Origin of the sequence: Bordetella genomosp. 7 (assembly GCF_002261415.1) — a bacterium.
Taxonomy (GTDB): Bacteria; Pseudomonadota; Gammaproteobacteria; order Burkholderiales; family Burkholderiaceae_B; genus Bordetella_A.
Genome location: NZ_NEVI01000023.1, coordinates 365,307 through 385,444 on the forward strand (window position 1 = coordinate 365,307; position 20,138 = coordinate 385,444).

Consider the following 20,138-nt stretch of genomic DNA (forward strand, 5'->3'; position numbering starts at 1 on the left):
CATTCATGGCTGTCCACCCTTCGGTATCCGTCCCCGGTTTGATTCCTGCTGCGGCGGCGGGCGACCCGCTGGCCCGGGTCGACACGCCCAGCCTGGTGCTGGACCTGGACGCCTTCGAACACAACCTGCGGGCGATGCAGGCCTGGGCCGACCGCCACGGCGTGCGCCTGCGCCCGCACGCCAAGGCGCACAAGTGCCCGGAAATTGCGCGACGGCAGCTGGCCCTGGGCGCCCGCGGCATCTGCTGCCAGAAGGTCAGCGAGGCGGTTCCGTTCGTGGCGGCGGGCATCGATGACGTGCACATCAGCAACGAAATCGTCGGGCCGGCCAAGCTGGCGCTGCTGGCGCAACTGGCGCGCGCGGCCCGCGTCAGCGTGTGCGTGGACGACGCCGGCAACCTGGCCGATATTTCCGCCGCCATGACACAGGCCGGGGCCCAGGTCGAAGTGCTGGTCGAGATCGATGTCGGACAGGGCCGTTGCGGCGTTCCGGATGTGGCCGAAGCCGTGGCGCTGGCGCGGCGCGTGCAGGATCTGCCCGGTGTGAGCTTCGGAGGCTTGCAGGCCTATCACGGGTCGGCGCAGCATGTGCGCAGCCACGCCGGACGCGCCGAGGCGGCCTCGCGCGCGGCCCGCCTGGCGGCCGAGTGCGCGCGCGCGCTGCGTTCGGCCGGCATCCCGTGCGACCGCATTACCGGCGCGGGTACGGGCAGCGCGGAATTCGATGCGGCGTCGGGCGTGTACACAGAGCTGCAAGCGGGCTCGTACGCGTTCATGGATGGCGACTACGGCGCCAACGACTGGTCGGGGCCGTTGGCTTTCCGCCACAGCCTTTACCTGCTGGCTACGGTCATGAGCCGGCCCGTGGCGGGCCGGGCGGTGGTGGATGCGGGGCTTAAGTCCACCACCATTGAAAGCGGCTTGCCCCGCGTGGCCGGCCGCGACGGCTTGCGCTATATAGCCGCCAACGACGAACACGGCGTGCTGGAAGTCGCCGCCGATGCGAACGTGCGGCTGGGCGATACGTTGCTGCTGGTGCCCGCTCACGTCGATCCCACCTTCAACCTGCACGATACCCTGGTGGCCTATCGCGACGGCGTGGTCGAGGGCATCTGGGACATCGCCGCGCGCGGGCTGAGCCGCTAAGGCGGCGTACGGCGCGGGCGCCGGCCCGCCCGCGGCCGCCATACGGTGCTAAATTGCAGGTTTTCCACCCCCCTTGTTTCCCTATTCCGCAGGAACCGCCATGGAATTCAGCCAGTTCAACGTCAATGCCCTCATGGAGATCACCGCTCGCCCGGACCTGGTGTTCGTGCGAGGCCAGGGCTCCTGGCTGGAGGATCACACGGGCAAGCGATACCTGGATTTCGTGCAGGGTTGGGCGGTGAACACGCTGGGCCACTGCGCGCCGGAAATGAAGCGCGCGCTGGTCGAGCAGGCCGACAAGCTGATGAACCCGTCGCCCGCGTTCTATAACGCGCCGTCGATCGAACTGGCCCAGCGGCTGACGGGCGCGTCGTGCTTTGATCGCGTGTTCTTTGCCAACAGCGGCGCCGAGGCCAACGAAGGCGCCATCAAGCTGGCGCGCAAGTGGGGGCGCGTCAAGCGCAATGGCGCCTACAAGATCATCACGATGAACCACGGCTTTCATGGCCGCACGCTGGCCACCATGTCGGCTTCCGGCAAGCCGGGCTGGGACACGATGTATGCGCCGCAGGTCGAAGGCTTTCCGAAGGCCGAACTCAACGACCTGGATTCGGTGCGCGCGCTGATCGACAACCAGACCGTGGCCATCATGCTCGAGCCGGTGCAGGGCGAGTCGGGCGTGGTTCCGGCCACCCCCGAGTTCATGAAGGGCCTGCGCCAATTGGCCGACGAGCACCAGCTGCTGCTTATCGTCGACGAAGTGCAGACCGGCATGGGCCGCACGGGCAAGCTCTTCGCCTACCAGCATTTCGACGTTGTGCCCGACATCATGACGCTGGCCAAAGGCATCGGCGGCGGCGTGCCGCTGGCCGCGCTGCTCGCCCGCGAGGAAGTCTGCGTGTTCGCGCACGGCGACCAGGGCGGCACCTATAACGGCAACCCGCTGATGGCCGCCGTGGGCGTGGCCGTGTTCGACACGCTGGCCTCGCCGGGCTTCATGGATACCATGCGCGCCCGCAGCCAGCAGCTGTCGGAAGGCTTGCTGGCCTTGTCGTCCAAGCGCGGCCTGCGCGGCGAACGCGGCATGGGCCTGTTGCGCGCCCTGATCCTGGACCGCGACGACGGCCCCGCCATTGTCGACGCGGCGCGTAACCTGGCGCCGCAAGGCCTGCTGCTGAACGCGCCGCGCGGCAACCTGCTGCGCTTCATGCCTGCATTGAACGTCACCGAGGCAGAGATCGAGACGATGCTGTCGCAACTCGACGGCGTGATCGGCGCGTTGCGCAAATAACCGCCTGCCCGCATGGCACGGGGCCCGGCTGGCTTGCTGTCAGCCGGGCCCTTTTGTTTCGTCCAGCGCCGCCGCCTGGCTGCGCAGGATGTACTTCTGTATCTTGCCGGTGGCGGTCTTGGGTAGCGGGCCGAACACGACGGTGCGCGGCACCTTGAAGCGCGCGAGCTGAGCCCGGCAGTGGTTCACGATATCTTCCGCCGAGCATGACGCGCCTTCTTTCAGGGTGACGAAGGCGCAGGGCGTTTCGCCCCAGGCAGGATCGGGGCGCGCGACCACCGCCGCCTCCAGGACGGCGGGATGCCGGTACAGCACGCTTTCGACTTCCACGGTCGAGATGTTCTCGCCGCCGGAGATCACGATGTCTTTGGCGCGGTCCTTGATTTCGATGTAGCCGTCCGGGTGCAGCACGCCCAGGTCGCCGGAATGGAACCAGCCGCCGGCGAAGGCTTCGGCCGTGGCCGCCGGGTTGTGCAGGTATCCCTTCATCAGGGTGTTGCCGCGCAGCACGATCTCGCCCAGCGATTTGCCATCGGCGGGCACCGGCCGCAGTTGCGCATCGACCACCTGCACATCCTCGACGTTCAGCTTGCGCACGCCGATGCGGGCCTTGAGCGCGGCGCGCTCGGCCAGCGGCAGCCCGTCCCATTCATCGTGCCAGGCACAGCTGACCGAAGGACCGTACGTTTCTGTCAGGCCGTACAGGTGCGTGACCGTCACGCCCAGTTGCTCCATGGCTTCGATAACGGCCGCCGGGGGCGCGGCCCCGCCGGTAAGCGCGTGCACGGGATGTGCGGCGCGATGCTGTACCTCGGCCGGCGCGTTGACCAGCATATTCAGCACCACGGGCGCGGCACAGAAGTAGCCGACATGGTGGCGCCGGATGGCCGAGAAGATGGCCGCCGGCTCGACCCGCCGCAGGCAGACGCTGGTGCCGGCAAGCGCGGCAAGCGTCCAGGGAAAGCACCAGCCGTTGCAATGGAACATCGGCAAGGTCCACAGGTACACGGCGTGGGGCGGCATGCCGCAAGCCAGTACGTTGCCGGTGGCGTTGAGGTAAGCGCCCCGATGGTGGTAGACCACGCCCTTTGGGTTGCCCGTCGTGCCCGACGTGTAGTTCAGGCAGATGCTCTGCCACTCGTCTGCAGGCCAGTCCCATGGCGCGTCGGGCGCGTGCGCGCCGAGCCACGCTTCGTATTCCGCGTCGCCGAAGTCGCCGTGGCTGCCGGTGAATTCCGTGTCTTCGATGCGCACCACTCGCGGCGGCGCCGCCATGCGGGACCACACGTCGCGGACCAGGTCGGCGTATTCGCTGTCGTACAACAGGACCTTGGCCCCGCCGTGCTCAAGAATGAACGCCAGCGTGGCCGCGTCCAGCCGCGTGTTCAGCGCGTTGAGCACCGCGCCGGCCATGGGCACGCCGAAGTGTGCCTCATACAGCGCAGGCACATTGGGCGCGAGTACGGCCACCACGTCGCCCGGCTGTACGCCCCATGCGCGCAGCGCCGCGGCCATCTGCCGACAGCGTGCGCGGGTGTCATGCCAGCTTTGGCTGCGTTCGCCATGCACCAGCGCGGGACGTTGCGGATACACATCGGCCGACCACTGCAGAAATCCGAGCGGCGTCAGCGCCACGTGGTTGGCGGCATTGCGGGGCAGGTCATCGTGCGGGGTGGCTGTCATAAGCGCCTCTCAAGCGTGACGGGCGTCTTCGCGGCAGGCGGCCTGCCATCCCAGCTCGGCCAACGGAGCCACGCGCGCGCCCATTTCCAGGGCGTCGGGGGCGGCCGCGTTGCCGGCGCGCGCGCGTGCGTATACGCCCTGCAGAATCGCGGCGATGCGAAAGAAACTGTAGGCCAGGTAAAAATCCCAGTTCGCCGGCGCCGCGATGCCGCGCGCATCGCAATACGCGGCCACAAAGCCTGCCTCGTCCGGAATGCCAAGCGCCTGCAGATCCAGCCCTCCGATGCCGCGCCATAACTGTGGCGGAATACGCCAGCACATACAGTGATACGCCAGGTCGGCAAGAGGATGCCCCAATGTGGAGAGTTCCCAATCGAGCAGGGCGATGGCGCGCGGCGCGTCGGCGTCGAACACCAGGTTGTCGATGCGGTAGTCGCCGTGCACCAGACACACCTGGCCGTCGTCGGGGGGCAGGCGCCGGGGCAGCCAGTCCATCAGCGCGTCCATGGCCGCAACAGCGCCTGTGGCAGTGTCGCGATACTGCCGCGTCCAGCGGGCTACCTGGCGGGCGTAGTAATCGCCCGCGCGGCCATAATCGGCCAGCCCGATATCGCCGGGCGCCACCGTGTGCAAGGTGGCCAGCACCTTGCCGGCTTCTGCGTAGATGGCGCGGCGTTGAGCGGGCGCCAGGCCGGGCAATGCCGGGTCCATGAACACCCGGCCCTGCGCGTAGCTCATCAAATAAAAGGGTGTGCCGATCACCGTGCGGTCATCGCAATAGTGCAGCATGCGCGGCACCGGCACGGCGGTGCCGGACAGCGCATTCATGACTCGGTATTCCCTGTCGATGGCATGCGCCGAGGGCAGCAGCGTGCCGGGCGGCTGCTTGCGCAGCACGCGCACGCCGGTGTCGTCGTGCAGCACGTAGGTGGGATTGGACTGGCCGCCCGACAGCGGCCGCACCCGCAGGCTGGCGGCATGGCCCAGCCCGTGCGCCTGCAGATAGCCCGCGAGCGCAGGCAGCCAGTCCGGCTGCGTCGGCGATGCTTGGCCCTGCGGGGTCATACCAGCGCCTTGCGCGGCGCTCCGGCATCGTCCCAGCGCCAGAACGCGTCGCCTTCGTCCATCAAGTAACGGGCCAGCACCATCTTGTGCACTTCGGACGCGCCGTCGACCAGGCGCGCCTGGCGTGCGTAGCGGTATATCCATTCAAGCGGCGTGTCTTTCGAATAGCCGCGCGCGCCGTTCAATTGCAACGCCGTATCGACCACCTTGTGCAGGGTTTCCGACACGACGATCTTGGCCATGGAGATCTCTTTGCGCGCGTAGTCGCCCTGGTCCAGTCGCACGGCGGCGCGCATGGTAAGCAGGCGGCCGATCTCAATCTGCATGGCGGCGTCGCCCAGCAGCCATTGCACGCCTTCGCGTTGGGCGAGTGTCTGGCCGAAGCTGCTGCGCCGGCCCACGTACTCTACGGCGATTTCCATCGCCCGGCGCGCCAGTCCCAGCCAGCGCATGCAGTGCGTCAGCCGCGCCGGACCGAGCCGGATCTGCGTCAGCTTCAGGCCGTCGCCGACTTCCATCAGGCGGTTTTCGTCGGGGATTTCCAATCCGTCGAAGACCAGTTCGCAGTGCCCGCCATGTTCTTCCGGGCCCATGATGGGGATGCGGCGTTCGATGCGCCAGCCGGGCTGGTCGGCATCGAACAGGAATGCGCTCAGGCCCTTGCGCGGGTCATCGGATGTACGCGCGATCAGGATAAAGTGCCGTGCCGCGCCAGCGCCGGTAATGAACCACTTGCGGCCGTGGATCACCCACTTGTCTGCTTTGCGGGTGGCAGTGGTGCGCATCATGGATGGGTCTGATCCGCTGCCCGGATGCGGTTCGGTCATGACAAACGACGACCGGACCTTGCCATCGATAATGGGCTGCAGCCAACGGGCTTTCTGGTCCGGGCGCGCGACCTGGGCCAGCACGCGCATGTTGCCGTCGTCCGGCGCAGCGGCGTTGAACGCCACCGGGCCGAATATCGACCGGTTCATCTCTTCATAGCACGCGGCCAGGCCTGTGATGGGCAACCCTTGCCCGCCCAGTTCGCGAGGCATCTGCAAGGCCCACAGCCCCGCTTCGCGTACCTTGGCGCGCGCGTCCTGCAGCGCGGCTTCGGAGATGTTCTCGTGCTCATCGTAGTTGGCGCGGTCGGCTTCCAGCGGAATCAGGTGCGCGTCGACCAGGCGGCGCACGCGCTGGCGGTAATTATCGATTTCGGGGGGCAGGGAAAAGTCCATGCACAGTCTCCAGGTGCCGCGACGGCGGCAATGAGCTTGTTGTCAGAGGCTGCTGACCAGGTGGCCGCCGTCCACATCGACGACCGATCCGGTCATGTAGGCCGAGGCGTTCGATGCCAGCAACAGCAAAGGGCCATCCAGGTCGGCGGGCCGGCCCAGCCGGCGCTGCGGTATGCGTTTGATCAGCGCCTGGCCGGCCGGCGATTCGAAAAAATCGCGGTTGAGATCAGTGGCAACATAGCCTGGCGCCAAGGCGTTGACCCGAATGCCGTAGCGCGCCCATTCGAGCGCCAGCGCGCGCGTCAGGTGCAGCAGGCCCGCCTTGGCCGCCGCATAGGGCGCCACGTGCGAGGCGACGCGCTGCCCCAGGATGGACGCGATATTGATGATGACGCCCTGGCGTTCGCCCGCCCTGAAATGATGGGCGGCCGCCTGCGCCACGCGCCAGGCGCCATTGAGATTGGTGTCGACGAGATCTGTCCAGCCGGCCTCGGAAATATCCAGCGCGGGCTGGCTCAGCGCGATGCCGGCGTTGTTGACGATGACGTCCAGCGGGCCGAGTGCGTCCGCGGCCGTTTCGAGGGCGGCGCGCACGCTGTCTGCCTGCGTCACGTCCAGCTTGACGGCGCACGCCACGCCGCCCGCCCGTCGTATGCCGGCGGCGAGTTCCTCGCCCAGCTCGACGCGGCGGCCGCACAGCGCCACGCGCATGCCGGCCCGCGAAAGCACGCCGGCAAAATGCAGTCCCAGGCCGCTATACGCGCCCGTGATCAATGCCGTCTTCGACTGCAAGTCCTCGAACATCCACTCCCCCTACCTCGGTCTGCTGCCGCGCTACGGGGGTGCCGTTGAGCCGGCACCTCGGACCTTAAACGTACCATAGCCGGGCGGCCGGGGCCGGCGGCTCGCGCGCCTAGCCGATGGCGACCAGTTCCGCGCCTTCTGTCACCTGGTCGCCCACGGCATAGAACAGCTCCTGAACCTTGCCGTCGGCCGGCGCAGAAATGGTGTGTTCCATCTTCATGGCTTCCATGACCAGCAATGGTTGGCCCTTGGATACGGTATCGCCGGCCTGCACGGCGATCGAGATGATCTTGCCGGGCATGGGGGCCGTCAGCCCGCCGCCATGCTCGGCCGAGTCGTCCTGCGCATGCGCCAGCGCGTCGTACAAGCCGAGCGATTGCACGCTGCCGTCGCGGAACACGTGTGCCGTGCCCGCGTTCATGACGACGGTGCCCACGCTTTCGCGGCCGTCCAGCGAAACGCGCAGCCGGTAGGCCAGGTTGGGGTTGGCGCTGGGCTGGGCGTGCCAGGCAAACGCCTGGCTGCGGCCATCGATCTGCAGGAACCACGCCTGCCCTTCGCGCGTTACGGCAACGTCACGCAGCGTGTCGCCGTCCTGCCACTGAACCGCCTGGCGATAGCGGCCGGCCACGCGCCAGCCGTCGCGCACATTCCATGGGTCGGCGTCCTGCCTGGCGCCCGCGGGCGCAGACCGGGCGAGCCCCTGGCCCACCAGCGCCGCGGCGGTGGCCAGCGCCAGCGCGACCGTGTCGGCAGCCGCCGGGGGCGGCAGCAGTGTTTCGCGGCGGCGCTCGATCAGGCCCGTATCAAGGTCGGCCGAAGCGAACGCCTCGTCCTGCATCAGCCGCGTCAGGAACGCCACGTTCGTCTGCACGCCCACGACATGCGTGTGCGCCAGCGCCTGGATCATGCGCGCGCGCGCCTGGTCGCGGTCGGCGCCATGCACGATCAGCTTGGCGATCATGGGATCGTAGTACGGCGTGATGCCGTCGCCCATGCGCACCCCGCCATCGACACGTACGTCGCCGTTGGAAAATGCCGCGTGCGGCGGAAGCTCCAGGTAGGCCAGCTTGCCGATCGAAGGCAGGAAGCCCTTATCGGGGTTCTCTGCATAGATGCGCGCTTCGATGGCGTGGCCCTGGATGCGCAGGTCTTGCTGCGCGGCCGGCAAAGGCTGCCCCGCCGCAACGCGCAACTGCCATTCCACCAGGTCGTGTCCGGTGATCATCTCGGTGACCGGGTGTTCTACCTGCAGGCGCGTGTTCATTTCCATGAAATAAAAACGGCCGTCGGGTTCGGCGATGAATTCCACCGTGCCCGCGCCCACATATCCCACCGCGCGCGCGGCCGCCACGGCGGCCTCGCCCATGGCCTGGCGGCGCTCGGGGGTCATGCCGGGAGCGGGGGCTTCTTCGATGACTTTCTGGTGGCGCCGCTGCACCGAACAATCGCGCTCGAACAGGTAGACGCAATTGCCGTGTGTGTCGGCGAACACCTGGATTTCGATGTGGCGCGGCTTCTGCAGGTAACGCTCGATCAATACGCGGTCGTCGCCAAAGCTCGATGCCGCCTCGCGCTGGCAGGAAGCCAGCGCGTCCGCGAATGCGTCGGCCGATTCGACCACGCGCATGCCTTTGCCGCCGCCGCCGGCGCTTGCCTTGATCAGCACCGGGTAGCCGATGGCATCGGCTTGCGACTTCAGGAAGTTCGGGTCCTGGTTGTCGCCATGGTAGCCGGGCACCAACGGCACGCCGGCCTTCTCCATCAACGCCTTGGCGGCGGACTTGCTGCCCATCGCGGCGATGGCCGCGGCGGGCGGCCCCACGAACGCGATGCCGGCCTCGGCGGCGGCCCGCGCGAAGGCTTCGTTCTCGGACAGAAAGCCGTAGCCCGGGTGGATGGCCTGCGCGCCGGTATCGCGCGCGGCCTGCAGGATCGCGTCGGCGCGCAGGTAGCTGGCGCGCGGCTCCGGTCCGCCGATGTGTATGGCCACGTCGCACGCCGCGACGTGGCGCGCGCCGGCGTCCGCGTCGGAATAGACGGCGACCGTGCGAATGCCCATGCGGCGAGCGGTGGCGGCGACGCGGCAGGCGATTTCACCGCGGTTGGCAATCAGCAAAGTATCGAACATCGGTGTCATCCAGTCTGGAAGGCTTCGTCAAGTTGGCGGCGTTGGGGGCGCAGCGGCGTGCGCTACATGCGGAACACGCCAAAGCGCGTGTCGTCGATGGGCGCGTTCAGCGCCGCCGACAGGCCCAGCGCCAACACCCGGCGTGTATCGGCCGGCGCGATGATGCCGTCGTCCCACAGGCGCGCGGTGGCGTAGTACGGATGGCCTTCTCGTTCGTACTGTGCGCGTATCGGCGCCTTGAAAGCCTCTTCTTCTTCGGCCGACCATTTGCCGCCCTTGGCCTCGATGCCGTCGCGGCGCACGGTGGCCAGCACGCTGGCAGCCTGTTCGCCGCCCATGACCGATATGCGCGCATTGGGCCACATGAACAGCATGCGCGGCGCATAAGCGCGCCCGCACATGCCGTAGTTGCCGGCGCCGAACGAGCCACCTATCAGCACCGTGAACTTGGGCACGTTGGCCGTGGCCACCGCGGTTACCATCTTGGCGCCGTGCCGGGCAATGCCTTCGTTTTCGTACTTGCGCCCGACCATGAAGCCGGTGATGTTCTGCAGGAACACCAGCGGGATCTTGCGCTGTGCGCACAGCTCAATGAAGTGCGCGCCCTTTTGCGCCGATTCCGAAAACAGGATGCCGTTGTTGGCTACTATGCCCACCGGCATGCCGTGGATGTGCGCGAACCCGGTAACCAGGGTGGTGCCAAAGCGCGCCTTGAATTCGTCGAAGTCCGAGCCGTCGACGATGCGCGCGATGATCTCGCGCACATCGTAGGGTTTGCGGGTGTCGGCGGGGATGATGCCGTTGAGTTCGGCAGGGTCGTAGCGGGGTTCGCGCACGGGCGCCAGCGCCAGCTGCGCGGGCTTGGACCGGTTCAGACGCGCCACGGCGTTGCGCGCCAGCTGCAGCGCGTGCAGGTCGTTGGCCGCCAGATGGTCTGCCACGCCGGACAGGCGCGTATGCACGTCGCCGCCGCCGAGATCTTCGGCGCTGACGACTTCGCCGGTGGCGGCCTTTACCAGCGGTGGGCCGCCCAGGAAAATCGTGCCCTGGTTGCGCACGATAATGGACTCATCGCTCATGGCGGGCACGTATGCCCCCCCGGCAGTGCATGAACCCATTACCACTGCGATCTGCGCGATGCCCTGCGAGGACATCACCGCCTGGTTATAGAAAATGCGTCCGAAGTGGTCGCGGTCGGGAAAGACCTCGTCTTGCTGCGGCAGGTTGGCGCCGCCCGAATCGACCAGGTACACGCACGGCAGCCGATTCTGCGCCGCGATTTCCTGGGCGCGCAGATGCTTCTTGACCGTCATCGGGTAATAGGTGCCGCCCTTGACCGTGGCATCGTTGCACACGATGACGCACTCGGTGCCCGCGATGCGCCCGATGCCCGTGATGATGCCTGCGCCCGGCGCCGCGCCGTCATACATGTCGTAAGCCGCCATGGGTGACAGCTCCAGGAACGGGCTGCCCGGATCGATGAGCCGTTCGACGCGTTCGCGCGGCAGCAGCTTGCCGCGCGCCACGTGCTTGGCGCGCGCAGCTTCGCCGCCGCCCAGCGCCGCCTGTTCCAGCTGGCGCGCCAGGTCGTCCAGCTGCGCCTGCATGGCGCGCGCGTTGTCGGCGTAGTCTTGCGAACGCGGGTTGATGCGGGATTCGATCGTGGGCATGGAGATTCTTTTCCTATGCGTGCCTGGCGCCCGGGCGGGCGCAGGACATCATCCGGTTTCGGTGTTGTTGTGGGCGCCTGGCCCCTGCGGGAGCCAGGCGCCGATGCCCCAGGGGCCTAGAGCATTTCAATGGCCATGGCCACGGCTTCGCCGCCGCCGATGCACAGCGTGGCCACGCCGCGCTTGCCGCCGGTCTTGCGCAGCGCGCCCACCAGCGTGGCCACCAGGCGTGCGCCCGATGCGCCGATGGGGTGGCCCAGCGCCGTAGCGCCCCCGTGCATGTTGACCTTCTCGTGCGGCAGGTCGAAATCTTTCATGGCGGCCATGGTGACCACCGCGAACGCTTCGTTGATTTCGTAAAGGTCTACGTCTTGGGCATTCCAGCCGGTCTTGGTGAACAGGTTCTTCAGCGCGCCGACCGGGGCGGTGGTGAACCAGCCGGGTTCCTGGGAATGCTGGCTGTGGGCCACGATGCGGGCCAGCGGCTGCAGGCCCAGTTCCTGCGCGGTGGACGCGCGCATCAGCACCATGGCGGCCGCGCCGTCGGAAATCGACGAGGCATTCGCGGCGGTTACCGTGCCGTCTTTCTTGAAGGCGGGCTTCAGGGTGGGGATTTTTTCCGGCATGGCCTTGGCGGGAGCCTCGTCGGTATCAACCACGGTGTCGCCCTTGCGCCCGGCCACGGTGACCGGCGCGATTTCCCACTTGAAGCTGCCGTCTTCGGTGGCCGCGCGCGCGCGGCGCAGCGATTCAAGGGCAAAAGCGTCTTGCTGCTCGCGCGTGAATTCGTACTTGGTGGCGCAGTCTTCCGCGAACACGCCCATGGCCTTGCCGCGGTCGTAGGCGTCTTCGAGACCATCGAGCGCCATGTGGTCGTACACGGTGGCGTGGCCATACCGGTATCCCTGGCGGCCCTTGAGCATGAGGTAGGGCGCATTGCTCATGCTTTCCTGGCCGCCGGCCACCACGATGCGCGCCGAACCGGCCGACAGCAAGTCGTGGCCGAACATTGCGGCCTTCAGGCCCGAGCCGCACACTTTGTGAATGGTGGTGCACGCTACGCCCAGCGGCAGGCCCGCGCCCAGCGCCGCCTGGCGCGCCGGGGCCTGGCCCTGGCCGGCCTGCAGCACGTTGCCCATGATGACTTCATCGACCTGTTCGGGCTTTATGCCCGCGCGTTCGACGGCGGCCTTGATGGCTACCGAGCCCAGTTCATGGGCGGCCAGGCCCGAAAGGCTGCCCAGCATGCCGCCCATGGGGGTGCGGGCAACTGAAACAATGACGACGGGATCAGACATGATTGACTCCTGGAATGCAATAAAAGACTGGCGTTACGAAGCCGCAACGCGCTGCGGCGCGCTGCCGGGGCGCAGCCGCCTGTCAGTATCGTAAGGGAAAAACTCTTCTATCCGCCCCTGCGCCACGCGAGCCCGGCAGGCTTGCCACCACTCGGGGCGCAGCAGTTCGGCGTGGCGCCGCATGAACGCGGCGCGCACGCGCGGATCGCCCAGCAGGAAGCGTTCGAACTCTTCGGGAAATACGTCATTGGGGCCCACCGCATACCAAGGCTCGCTGGACAGCTCGGCTTCTTCGTTGGGCGCTGGCGGGATGCGGCGGAACTGCATTTCGGTCATGCGCTGGATTTCGTCGTAGTCGTAGAACACCACGCGGCCCAGGCGCGTGACGCCGAAATTCTTGTACAGCATGTCACCCGGAAAGATATTGGCAGTGGCCAGCTGGCGGATGGCATCGCCGTACTCGCGCACGGCGTGCTCCAGCAGCGGTTCCGACGCGTGCCGCAGGTAGATGTTCAACGGCGTCATGCGCCGTTCGATGTATACGTGCCGGATCACGATGGTGTCGGCGCTTTCTTCGAGCAGGCTGGGAACCTGCGTGCGCAGTTCTTCGAGCAGCGCGGCGGAAAAGCGCGCGCGAGGCAGCGCCACTTGCGAATATTCCCAGGTATCGGCCATGCGGCCCACCCTGTCGTGCATCTTCACCATCTGGTACTTGCGCCGCACGGTGGCGTGGTCCATGCCGTCTTTCTGGATGCGGTCCTTGATGAGCTTGAACACGTACGGGTACGACGGCAACGTGAACACGCACATCACCATGCCCTTGATGCCGGGGGCGATATCGAACGCGTCGCGCGAATGTGCAAGGTGATGCAGGAAATCGCGATAGAAAAGCGTCTTGCCCTGTTTCTGCAGGCCGATCATGGTGTACAGCTCGGCCTTGGGCTTGCGCGGCAGCAGGCTCGACAGAAAGCTCACCACCGCCGCGGGCGTTTCCATGTCCACCAGAAAGTAGGCGCGCGTAAAGCTGAACAGCGTGCTCAGGTCGTCGGCGCCCAGCAGCAGCGCGTCCAGTTCGATCTGGCCGGAGGGATTGCGCGCCAGCGCCACGGCGAACGGGTGCACCGTGCTCTGGTTGATCAGGCGCCCCACGATATATGCGCCTTTGTTGCGGAAGAACAGCGTGCTCAGCACCTGCACCTGGCAATCCGAGGCCAGGCGCGGCCCGCGGTCATGCGGCCACTGCGCGCGCAGCTTGCGCACGGCGGCGCGCGCCAGCAGGCGGGCGTCGCGAGGCAGGTCTGCGTAGGCAATGGCCAGGCCAAAGTCGGCCACCATGCGGATCAGGCTCTTGCGCAGGCCCTCTGTCAGCGGGTAGTACACGCGATACGACGGCATGCGGCTGTCGAGGTAGTCCGTCGCGATGGCCGGGCGAACAAACAGAAAATCGTTATGGAAATAATCGCGGTGCAGGATGCGGCACGATACCGAATTGAAGAACGTCTCGGCGCATTCGGGCTGGCGGTGGCCGGCCAGCAGGTTGACGAACTGCTGCTTGACGTCTTGCCAGAAGCGGGTCTGCTCGGCGGTCAGGCTGGCGGCATGCTCGGGCGCGGCAGAATCGCGCAACACATGGCGCAACTGTGTCACGCATTCGCGCACCCGCATGTCGTAATACTCGATGCGCTCGCGTGATAGCTGCTGTATGCCGTGCCAGTCGCCCGACTCGAACAGGGCCTTGGCGCGCTGGGCGCTATAGCGAAACAGCGCGTAGTGGCGGTCAAAACCCGCGAGTATCTGCCGGGCGACGGCCAGCGGCTCCGGGCGGGGGGCCGGAGCCGGCTCGATGTGCTGGACGTCGCCGCTGTAGATCATGGTCCGCCGCGTCAGGCAGTCTCGGCGTAGAGTTCGCGGCCAATCAGCATGCGGCGAATTTCGCTGGTTCCGGCGCCGATTTCGTACAGCTTGGCGTCGCGCCACAGGCGTCCGGTGGGGTATTCGTTGATATAACCGTTGCCGCCCAGTATCTGCACGCCTTCGCCCGCCATCCAGGTGGCTTTTTCGGCGGTGTACAGGATCAGTGCGGCGCAGTCTTTGCGCACTTGCCGCACGTGTTCGGCGCCGAGCTGGTCCAGGTTCTTGCCCACCGCGTAGCAGAACGCGCGGCTGGCCTGCAGCGTGGTGTACATATCGGCCACCTTGCCCTGGATAAGCTGGAATTCGCCGATCGCCTGGCCGAACTGCTTGCGTTCGTGGATGTACGGCACGACCACGTCCATCACGGCCTGCATGATGCCCAACGGGCCGCCGGACAGGACCGCGCGCTCATAGTCGAGCCCGCTCATCAGCACCCGTACGCCGCCGTTGACCTGCCCCAGCACATTTTCTTCGGGGATCTCGCAATCTTCGAACACCAGTTCGCCGGTGTGGCTGCCGCGCATGCCGAGCTTGTCGAGTTTCTGCGCCACTGAAAAACCCTTGAAGGATTTTTCGACCAGGAACGCGGTGATGCCGCGCTGGTGGGCGGCCGGATCGGTCTTGGCGTACACCACCAGGGTATCGGCGTCGGGGCCGTTGGTGATCCACATTTTCGTGCCGTTGAGCACGTAGCGGTCGCCCTTTTTGTCGGCGCGCAAAGACATGCTGACCACGTCCGACCCCGCGCCGGGTTCGCTCATGGCAAGCGCCCCCACATGTTCGCCCGACACCAGCTTGGGCAGGTAGCGGGCCTTTTGCGCGGCGGTGCCGTTGCGGTGGATCTGGTTGACGCACAGGTTGGAATGCGCGCCGTATGACAGCCCCACGGATGCGCTCGCGCGTGAAATCTCTTCCATGGCGACCATGTGCGCCAGGTACCCCATATTCGAGCCGCCGTACTCTTCGCCGACCGTCATGCCCAGAACGCCCAGGTCGCCGAACTTGCGCCACAGGTCCATGGGGAATTGGTCGGTACGGTCGACTTCGGCGGCGCGGGGTGCGATCTCTGCCTGCGCGAAAGTGCGCACGGCATCGCGCAGCATGTCCAGGTCTTCGCCCAAGTCGAAATTCAAGCCGGGAAGATTCATCGGCGTCTCCAAGAGAGTATGTGCTTACACCTATCGCCTGGGGCAGGCGCAGCTTTTTATGATGCACCGCAGCGCCCCACCCGGCAATGGGAGTATTTATATTACGTTTACGTAAACGTAAAGTAGAGGCGGGTTTTCCCTAGCGTATTCGCGCGGGCGAACCGTGGCGCGGCGCTACGGGCGGACGCAGATCAGCTGCGGGCCGGCCCGGCCATGATGAGCGCCATGCCAGCCAGGCACAGGCCCACGCCGGCAAGATCGGTAATGCTGGGTCTGACGCCGTCTACCGCCCATAGCCACAGCAACGCCATGCTGACGTAGACACCGCCATACGCCGCATAGACCCGGCCGGCGGCCGTCGGGTGCAGCGTGAGCAACCAGGCGAACAGGGCCAGGCTGGCCGCCGCCGGAACCAGCAGCCAGGCGGAATATCCCTGCTTCAGCCACAGGTATGGCAGATAACATCCGACGATCTCGGCCACGGCGGTCAGCGCGAATAGCCCCAGGATCTGAGGCAGCGTCATGACGTCTCGGGGTAGCCGGCAACCAGGCTCGCCATGCCGGCGCCGCCGTGCTGCCCATGTTCGCGCAGCCCCCGGGCGGCGCCCGCCCGGTTGGCGCCCGGCTGGTTCTGGCTGACTTTCCATTTACCCACGAGCTGCTCGATATGCAGCTCGATGCCCACCACGGCCGCCACCATTTTGTCGAGGTAGTCTGGCGGGGCGTCGCCGACCGACCATGGCTGCGGCATGCCGGCTTCGTGTTCTGCCGTGAGGGTGTCCAGCAAGCCGCGCAGCCAGGCGGCATCGTCGATGGCCCGCAGCGTGCCCCGGGCGTGCACCACCACGTAGTTCCAGGTGGGCACCGCCTTGCCATGCTCGCGCTTGGTGGGATACCACGACGGCGAGATATAGGCATCGTCGCCCTGGAAGATGGCCAGGGCCGGTGCGCCGGCGCCGGCCTGCTTCCATAGCGGGTTGGCCCGCGCCACGTGGCCGCGCAGCACGCCATGGGCGCCCGTGGCGGCGTCCAGCAAAAACGGAATATGGTTGGCGTCGAAGCCGCCGTTGCCATCGCCCATGACCAATGTGGCAAGCGGGCGCGCGCGCATCAGCGCATGCAGCACGGCCGGCCGGGATTCTTCGAAGTGGTGAGGCAGATACATAGGTGGTCGGTTCCTTGCCGCCCCAAGCCGGCAGGTCGCGCTCAGGGCGTGGAGTGCTGCGCCAGCAATTGCCGGCATTGCCGCTCTTGTGCGTCGATTTCGGACAGCGTGTCTTCAATATCGCGGCGCTGCTGTTCGAGCGCGGCGCGATGCCGGGCCAGCACGTCGAGATATTGCCTTAATTGCAACACGCTGTCGCCCGGCCCGTCATACATGTCGATGAGGTCGCGGATTTCCGACAGCTGAAAGCCCAGCCGCTTGCCACGCAGCGCCAGTTTCAACCGGGTGCGGTCGCGCGAGCTGTACACGCGGTTGCGGCCATCGCGAGCCGGGCTGACGATGCCCTGGTCTTCATAGAAGCGGATGGTGCGAGGCGTGATATCGAACTCGCGCGCGAGTTCGGAAATCGTCCAGGTGGAGGGCATGCGAGGTTTGGCAGTTTACGTAAACGTAAATTATGATGGTCCAGACCAATCGTCAAGCCCATCCGAGACACTACATGAATCCCAACGAGCATCAATTGCAGTATCCCTGGGGCGATGTGCAGCCTGAACCTGGCGTCGCCCAGCGGGTGGCGGACGGCGTGAAATGGATACGCATGCCGCTGCCTTTCGCGCTGGACCACATCAACCTCTGGCTCTTGCGCGACGAGATCGACGGCCGTCAGGGCTGGACCATCGTGGACTGCGGTATCAGCCGCGATCAGGTCAAGACGCTGTGGGAGCAGATCTTCGCCAATGAGCTCGACGGGCTGCCCGTGCTGCGCGTGATCGTGACGCACATGCACCCCGACCACGTGGGGCTGGCGCACTGGCTGTGCGACCGATGGGACGCCGAGCTATGGATGAGCATGACGGACTTCATGGTGGCCACGTTGTGGACGTCGCGCCGCGATGGCTCGGGGCCCAACGGGCAGGCGGCGGTCGAGCATTTTGCCAGGCATGGCCTGACCGATCCGGAAGCCCAGGAACAGATCCGCCGCCGGGCCGGCTACTACCCGGACCTGGTGCCCTCCATGCCGGCGCGCTATACGCGGCTGCTGCATGGCGACGAGGTGGTGATCGGCGGGCGACCCTGGCAGGTGATCGTGGGGTACGGGCACGCGCCCGAGCACCTGTCGCTGTTCAGTCCGAGCCTTGCCACGCTGATCTCGGGCGACATGGTCTTGCCGCGCATCTCCACGAATATCAGCGTGTTCGACTACGAACCCGATGCCAACCCCCTGCCGCTGTATTTGAGTTCGCTGGATCGCTACAACCATTTGCCCGCGGATACGCTGGTGCTGCCCTCGCATGGGCGGCCTTTCCGTGGCTTGCACGAGCGCATCGCACAGCAGCACCAGCATCATGCGGATAGGCTGAGCGAGGTGCTGCAGGCCTGTGCCGCGCCCCAATCCACGGCCGACATCGTGCCGGTGTTGTTCAAGCGCAAGCTCGACCTGCACCAGCTGACCTTCGCCATGGGCGAGGCGCTGGCCCACCTGCATGCGCTGTATTTCGAGGGCAAGGTGGCGCGGCAGGAAGGGGACGACGGAATCGTGCGGTTTACGGCAAACTGAACCATTGCGTGCGGGCGTGCGGCGGGACGCCCGGGTTTGCGGCCATCGCTCGATGAGCGGCTAGCGGCTGGCAGTGGCCAGCCGCACCGCCAGGCCCAGGAAAACCATGCCCGCCAGGCGATTGAGCCAGCGCGACGCCGTTGGCGAGCGTTGCAACAGTTGCCCGAAGGCGCCCGAGAAAAACGCGATGGCGCCGAACACCAGCAAGGTGGCCAGCATGAACACCGCCCCCAGCACCACGATCTGCAGGCCCACGGGCCCATGCGCGGGGGCCACGAACTGCGGCAGAAAGGCAAAGAAAAACAGCAGCACCTTGGGGTTGGTCAGGTTCATGATGATGCCGCGCCGATACAGCGCGCCGCGCGACAACGCCGGCGGCCGTTCCGATTGTGCGGCGGTGCCCGGGTCGCGCAGCGCCTGCCACGCCAGGTAGGCCAGGTAGGCCGCACCCGCCAGCTTCATGGCGGTGAACGCCATGGGCGATGCGGCAAACATCGCCGCCAGCCCTGCCGCTACGGCGGCGGTATGGCCGAGCAGGCCCGTGCACAGGCCCAGCACCACGAACAGACCCGCGCGCCGGCCCCACAAGGCCGACTGCATCAGGACGAACAGGTTGTCGGGGCCGGGCGCCAGGGCCAGCAGTACGGCGATACCAAAGAAGGCGAGCAGCGTGTCGAAGGGCAGCATAGACGTCCGATGGCAGTGTGGGCGCCGCCACGCGCGCATTGATAAGGGCTTCAAGCGTACTGCGCCAGGCGCGCGCATGGCAACGCGCGTGTTTTCGGATCGGCGCCGAATCTCCTAATATCGGGGTCTTCGCTACTTCTTGCCGTTGCCCCCGCTCCATGTCCAAAGATTCCGACGTGCATATCGACACGCTGCTGCAGCACACCGCCACCGCGGCGTTTGATTCGCAAACCGGCTCCGCGCCGGTCAATCTGCCATCCATGCGCGCCAGCACCGTGCGCTTCAAGAACCTCGACGCGCTCGAGACCGTCCAGCGCCGCAAGGCAGGCGGACAGCGCGCGGCGACCTACGGCCGCATGGGCATGGATACCCACGCGGCGCTGGAACAGGTGTTCTGCGAACTCGAGGGCGGTACGCACGCGTATCTGGCGTCTTCGGGGCTGGCCGGCATCACGATGGTAATGACGTCGCTGCTGTCGGCGGGCGACCACGCGCTGGTGGCGGACTGCGTGTACGGGCCCGTGTATGAGCTGGACGAGGCGCTGCTCAAGCGCATGAACATCGAGCTGACGTATTTCTCGGCCGGCGACGACCTGGAATCGCTGGTGCGCCCCAACACGCGGCTGGTGTATGTGGAATCGCCCGGATCGCTGTTGTTCCAGATGCTCGATCTGCCTGCGCTGTCCGGGTTCGCGCGCCGCCACGGCCTGGTGCTGGCGTGCGACAACACCTGGGGGTCGGGCTATATCTATCGTCCGCTGGCCCTGGGCGCGCAGGTGTCGGTCGTGGCAGGCACCAAGTATGTGGGCGGCCATTCCGACCTGATGCTGGGCGCCGTGGTAACCAACGACGCGGCCATCGCGCAGCGCCTGAACCGCACCCAGTACGCCATGGGATATTCCGTCAGCGCCGACGACGCCTGGCTGGCCCTGCGCGGGGTGCGCACCCTGCCCATCCGCATGGCGCAACACGCCCGCCACGCCTTGCAGGTGTGCGAATTCCTGTCCACGCGGCCCGAGGTAGCGCGCATCTATCACCCTGCCTGGCCGGGCGACCCGGGCCACGCGCTGTGGCAACGCGACTGCACCGGGTCCAACGGCATGCTGGCGGTGCAGTTGCGCATGACGCCCCAGGCGTCGCGCCGCTTCGTCGACGCGTTGCGCCTGTTCGGCATCGGGTTTTCGTGGGGCGGCTTCGAAAGCCTGGTGCAGTGGGTAACGCGCGGCGAACTGGCGCGCCACCAGTACTGGACGGGCGCAGACGACGCCCTGGTACGCCTGCACATCGGCCTGGAAGACCCGCGCGACCTTATCGCCGATCTGAAGCAGGCGCTGGAAGCGGCAGCTTGAAAGGCCG

17 protein-coding genes are annotated in these 20,138 nt (G+C 66.7%); 4 read left to right on the forward strand and 13 right to left on the reverse strand.

Going from position 1 to position 20,138, the window contains the following annotated elements; all coding sequences use genetic code 11:
* Window positions 1–5: 5 nt before the first annotated feature.
* Both CAL18_RS18640 and CAL18_RS18645 read left to right on the forward strand, forming a co-directional pair.
* The gene (locus CAL18_RS18640; protein WP_094797650.1) at window positions 6–1,145 is read left to right on the forward strand and encodes a DSD1 family PLP-dependent enzyme; all 1,140 of its coding nucleotides are present in this window, start codon (window positions 6–8) and stop codon (window positions 1,143–1,145) included.
* Window positions 1,146–1,245: 100 nt separating this feature from the next.
* On the forward strand, window positions 1,246–2,436 hold the full coding sequence (locus CAL18_RS18645) for an acetylornithine transaminase (protein WP_094818496.1): 1,191 nt from the start codon (window positions 1,246–1,248) through the stop codon (window positions 2,434–2,436).
* A gap of 39 nt (window positions 2,437–2,475) precedes the next feature.
* On the opposite strand, the gene CAL18_RS18650 is transcribed toward CAL18_RS18645, so the two are convergent.
* The 12 genes from CAL18_RS18650 to CAL18_RS18705 form a co-directional block, all read right to left on the reverse strand.
* Entirely contained in the window at window positions 2,476–4,119 is a 1,644-nt protein-coding gene (locus tag CAL18_RS18650; protein ID WP_038852504.1) for an acyl-CoA synthetase, read from the reverse strand.
* Window positions 4,120–4,128: 9 nt separating this feature from the next.
* Complete coding sequence (locus CAL18_RS18655) at window positions 4,129–5,184, reverse strand: phosphotransferase family protein (RefSeq protein WP_026640603.1); 1,056 nt, start codon at window positions 5,182–5,184, stop codon at window positions 4,129–4,131.
* Window positions 5,181–6,407, reverse strand: coding sequence for an acyl-CoA dehydrogenase family protein (locus CAL18_RS18660; RefSeq protein WP_094797652.1), 1,227 nt, complete (start codon window positions 6,405–6,407; stop codon window positions 5,181–5,183). Before CAL18_RS18660 ends, CAL18_RS18655 begins: the two co-directional genes overlap by 4 nt.
* Before the next feature lie 42 nt (window positions 6,408–6,449).
* Window positions 6,450–7,211 (reverse strand): SDR family NAD(P)-dependent oxidoreductase, encoded by a 762-nt coding sequence (locus CAL18_RS18665; RefSeq protein WP_094818497.1) that lies wholly within the window; start codon window positions 7,209–7,211, stop codon window positions 6,450–6,452.
* A gap of 109 nt (window positions 7,212–7,320) precedes the next feature.
* Window positions 7,321–9,342: an acetyl/propionyl/methylcrotonyl-CoA carboxylase subunit alpha gene (locus tag CAL18_RS18670; protein WP_094818498.1), complete on the reverse strand. Its 2,022-nt coding sequence runs from the start codon at window positions 9,340–9,342 to the stop codon at window positions 7,321–7,323.
* 62 nt (window positions 9,343–9,404) lie between these two features.
* Window positions 9,405–11,012: a carboxyl transferase domain-containing protein gene (locus CAL18_RS18675; protein ID WP_026640607.1), complete on the reverse strand. Its 1,608-nt coding sequence runs from the start codon at window positions 11,010–11,012 to the stop codon at window positions 9,405–9,407.
* A gap of 116 nt (window positions 11,013–11,128) precedes the next feature.
* Entirely contained in the window at window positions 11,129–12,310 is a 1,182-nt protein-coding gene (locus CAL18_RS18680; protein ID WP_026640608.1) for an acetyl-CoA C-acetyltransferase, read from the reverse strand.
* Window positions 12,311–12,343: 33 nt separating this feature from the next.
* Entirely contained in the window at window positions 12,344–14,182 is a 1,839-nt protein-coding gene (gene aceK / locus CAL18_RS18685) for a bifunctional isocitrate dehydrogenase kinase/phosphatase (RefSeq protein WP_094818499.1), read from the reverse strand.
* 11 nt (window positions 14,183–14,193) lie between these two features.
* Complete coding sequence (locus CAL18_RS18690) at window positions 14,194–15,372, reverse strand: isovaleryl-CoA dehydrogenase (RefSeq protein ID WP_026640610.1); 1,179 nt, start codon at window positions 15,370–15,372, stop codon at window positions 14,194–14,196.
* A gap of 191 nt (window positions 15,373–15,563) precedes the next feature.
* Complete coding sequence (locus tag CAL18_RS18695; protein ID WP_094797656.1) at window positions 15,564–15,896, reverse strand: YnfA family protein; 333 nt, start codon at window positions 15,894–15,896, stop codon at window positions 15,564–15,566.
* Entirely contained in the window at window positions 15,893–16,537 is a 645-nt protein-coding gene (locus CAL18_RS18700) for an FMN-binding negative transcriptional regulator (RefSeq protein ID WP_094818500.1), read from the reverse strand. Before CAL18_RS18700 ends, CAL18_RS18695 begins: the two co-directional genes overlap by 4 nt.
* A 41-nt stretch (window positions 16,538–16,578) precedes the next feature.
* Complete coding sequence (locus CAL18_RS18705; protein ID WP_026640613.1) at window positions 16,579–16,962, reverse strand: MerR family transcriptional regulator; 384 nt, start codon at window positions 16,960–16,962, stop codon at window positions 16,579–16,581.
* A 74-nt stretch (window positions 16,963–17,036) separates the two neighbouring features.
* On the opposite strand from CAL18_RS18705, the gene CAL18_RS18710 reads away from it, so the two are divergent.
* Window positions 17,037–18,095, forward strand: a complete 1,059-nt coding sequence (locus CAL18_RS18710) for an MBL fold metallo-hydrolase (RefSeq protein ID WP_026640614.1) — start codon at window positions 17,037–17,039, stop codon at window positions 18,093–18,095.
* Window positions 18,096–18,155: 60 nt separating this feature from the next.
* Here the strand turns inward: CAL18_RS18710 and CAL18_RS18715 are convergent, their stop codons facing one another.
* Window positions 18,156–18,782: a LysE family translocator gene (locus tag CAL18_RS18715; protein WP_026640615.1), complete on the reverse strand. Its 627-nt coding sequence runs from the start codon at window positions 18,780–18,782 to the stop codon at window positions 18,156–18,158.
* Window positions 18,783–18,940: 158 nt separating this feature from the next.
* Here CAL18_RS18715 and metC point away from each other — a divergent pair, with 158 nt between their 5' ends.
* Window positions 18,941–20,131, forward strand: coding sequence for a cystathionine beta-lyase (metC, locus tag CAL18_RS18720; protein WP_026640616.1), 1,191 nt, complete (start codon window positions 18,941–18,943; stop codon window positions 20,129–20,131).
* Window positions 20,132–20,138: the final 7 nt, after the last annotated feature.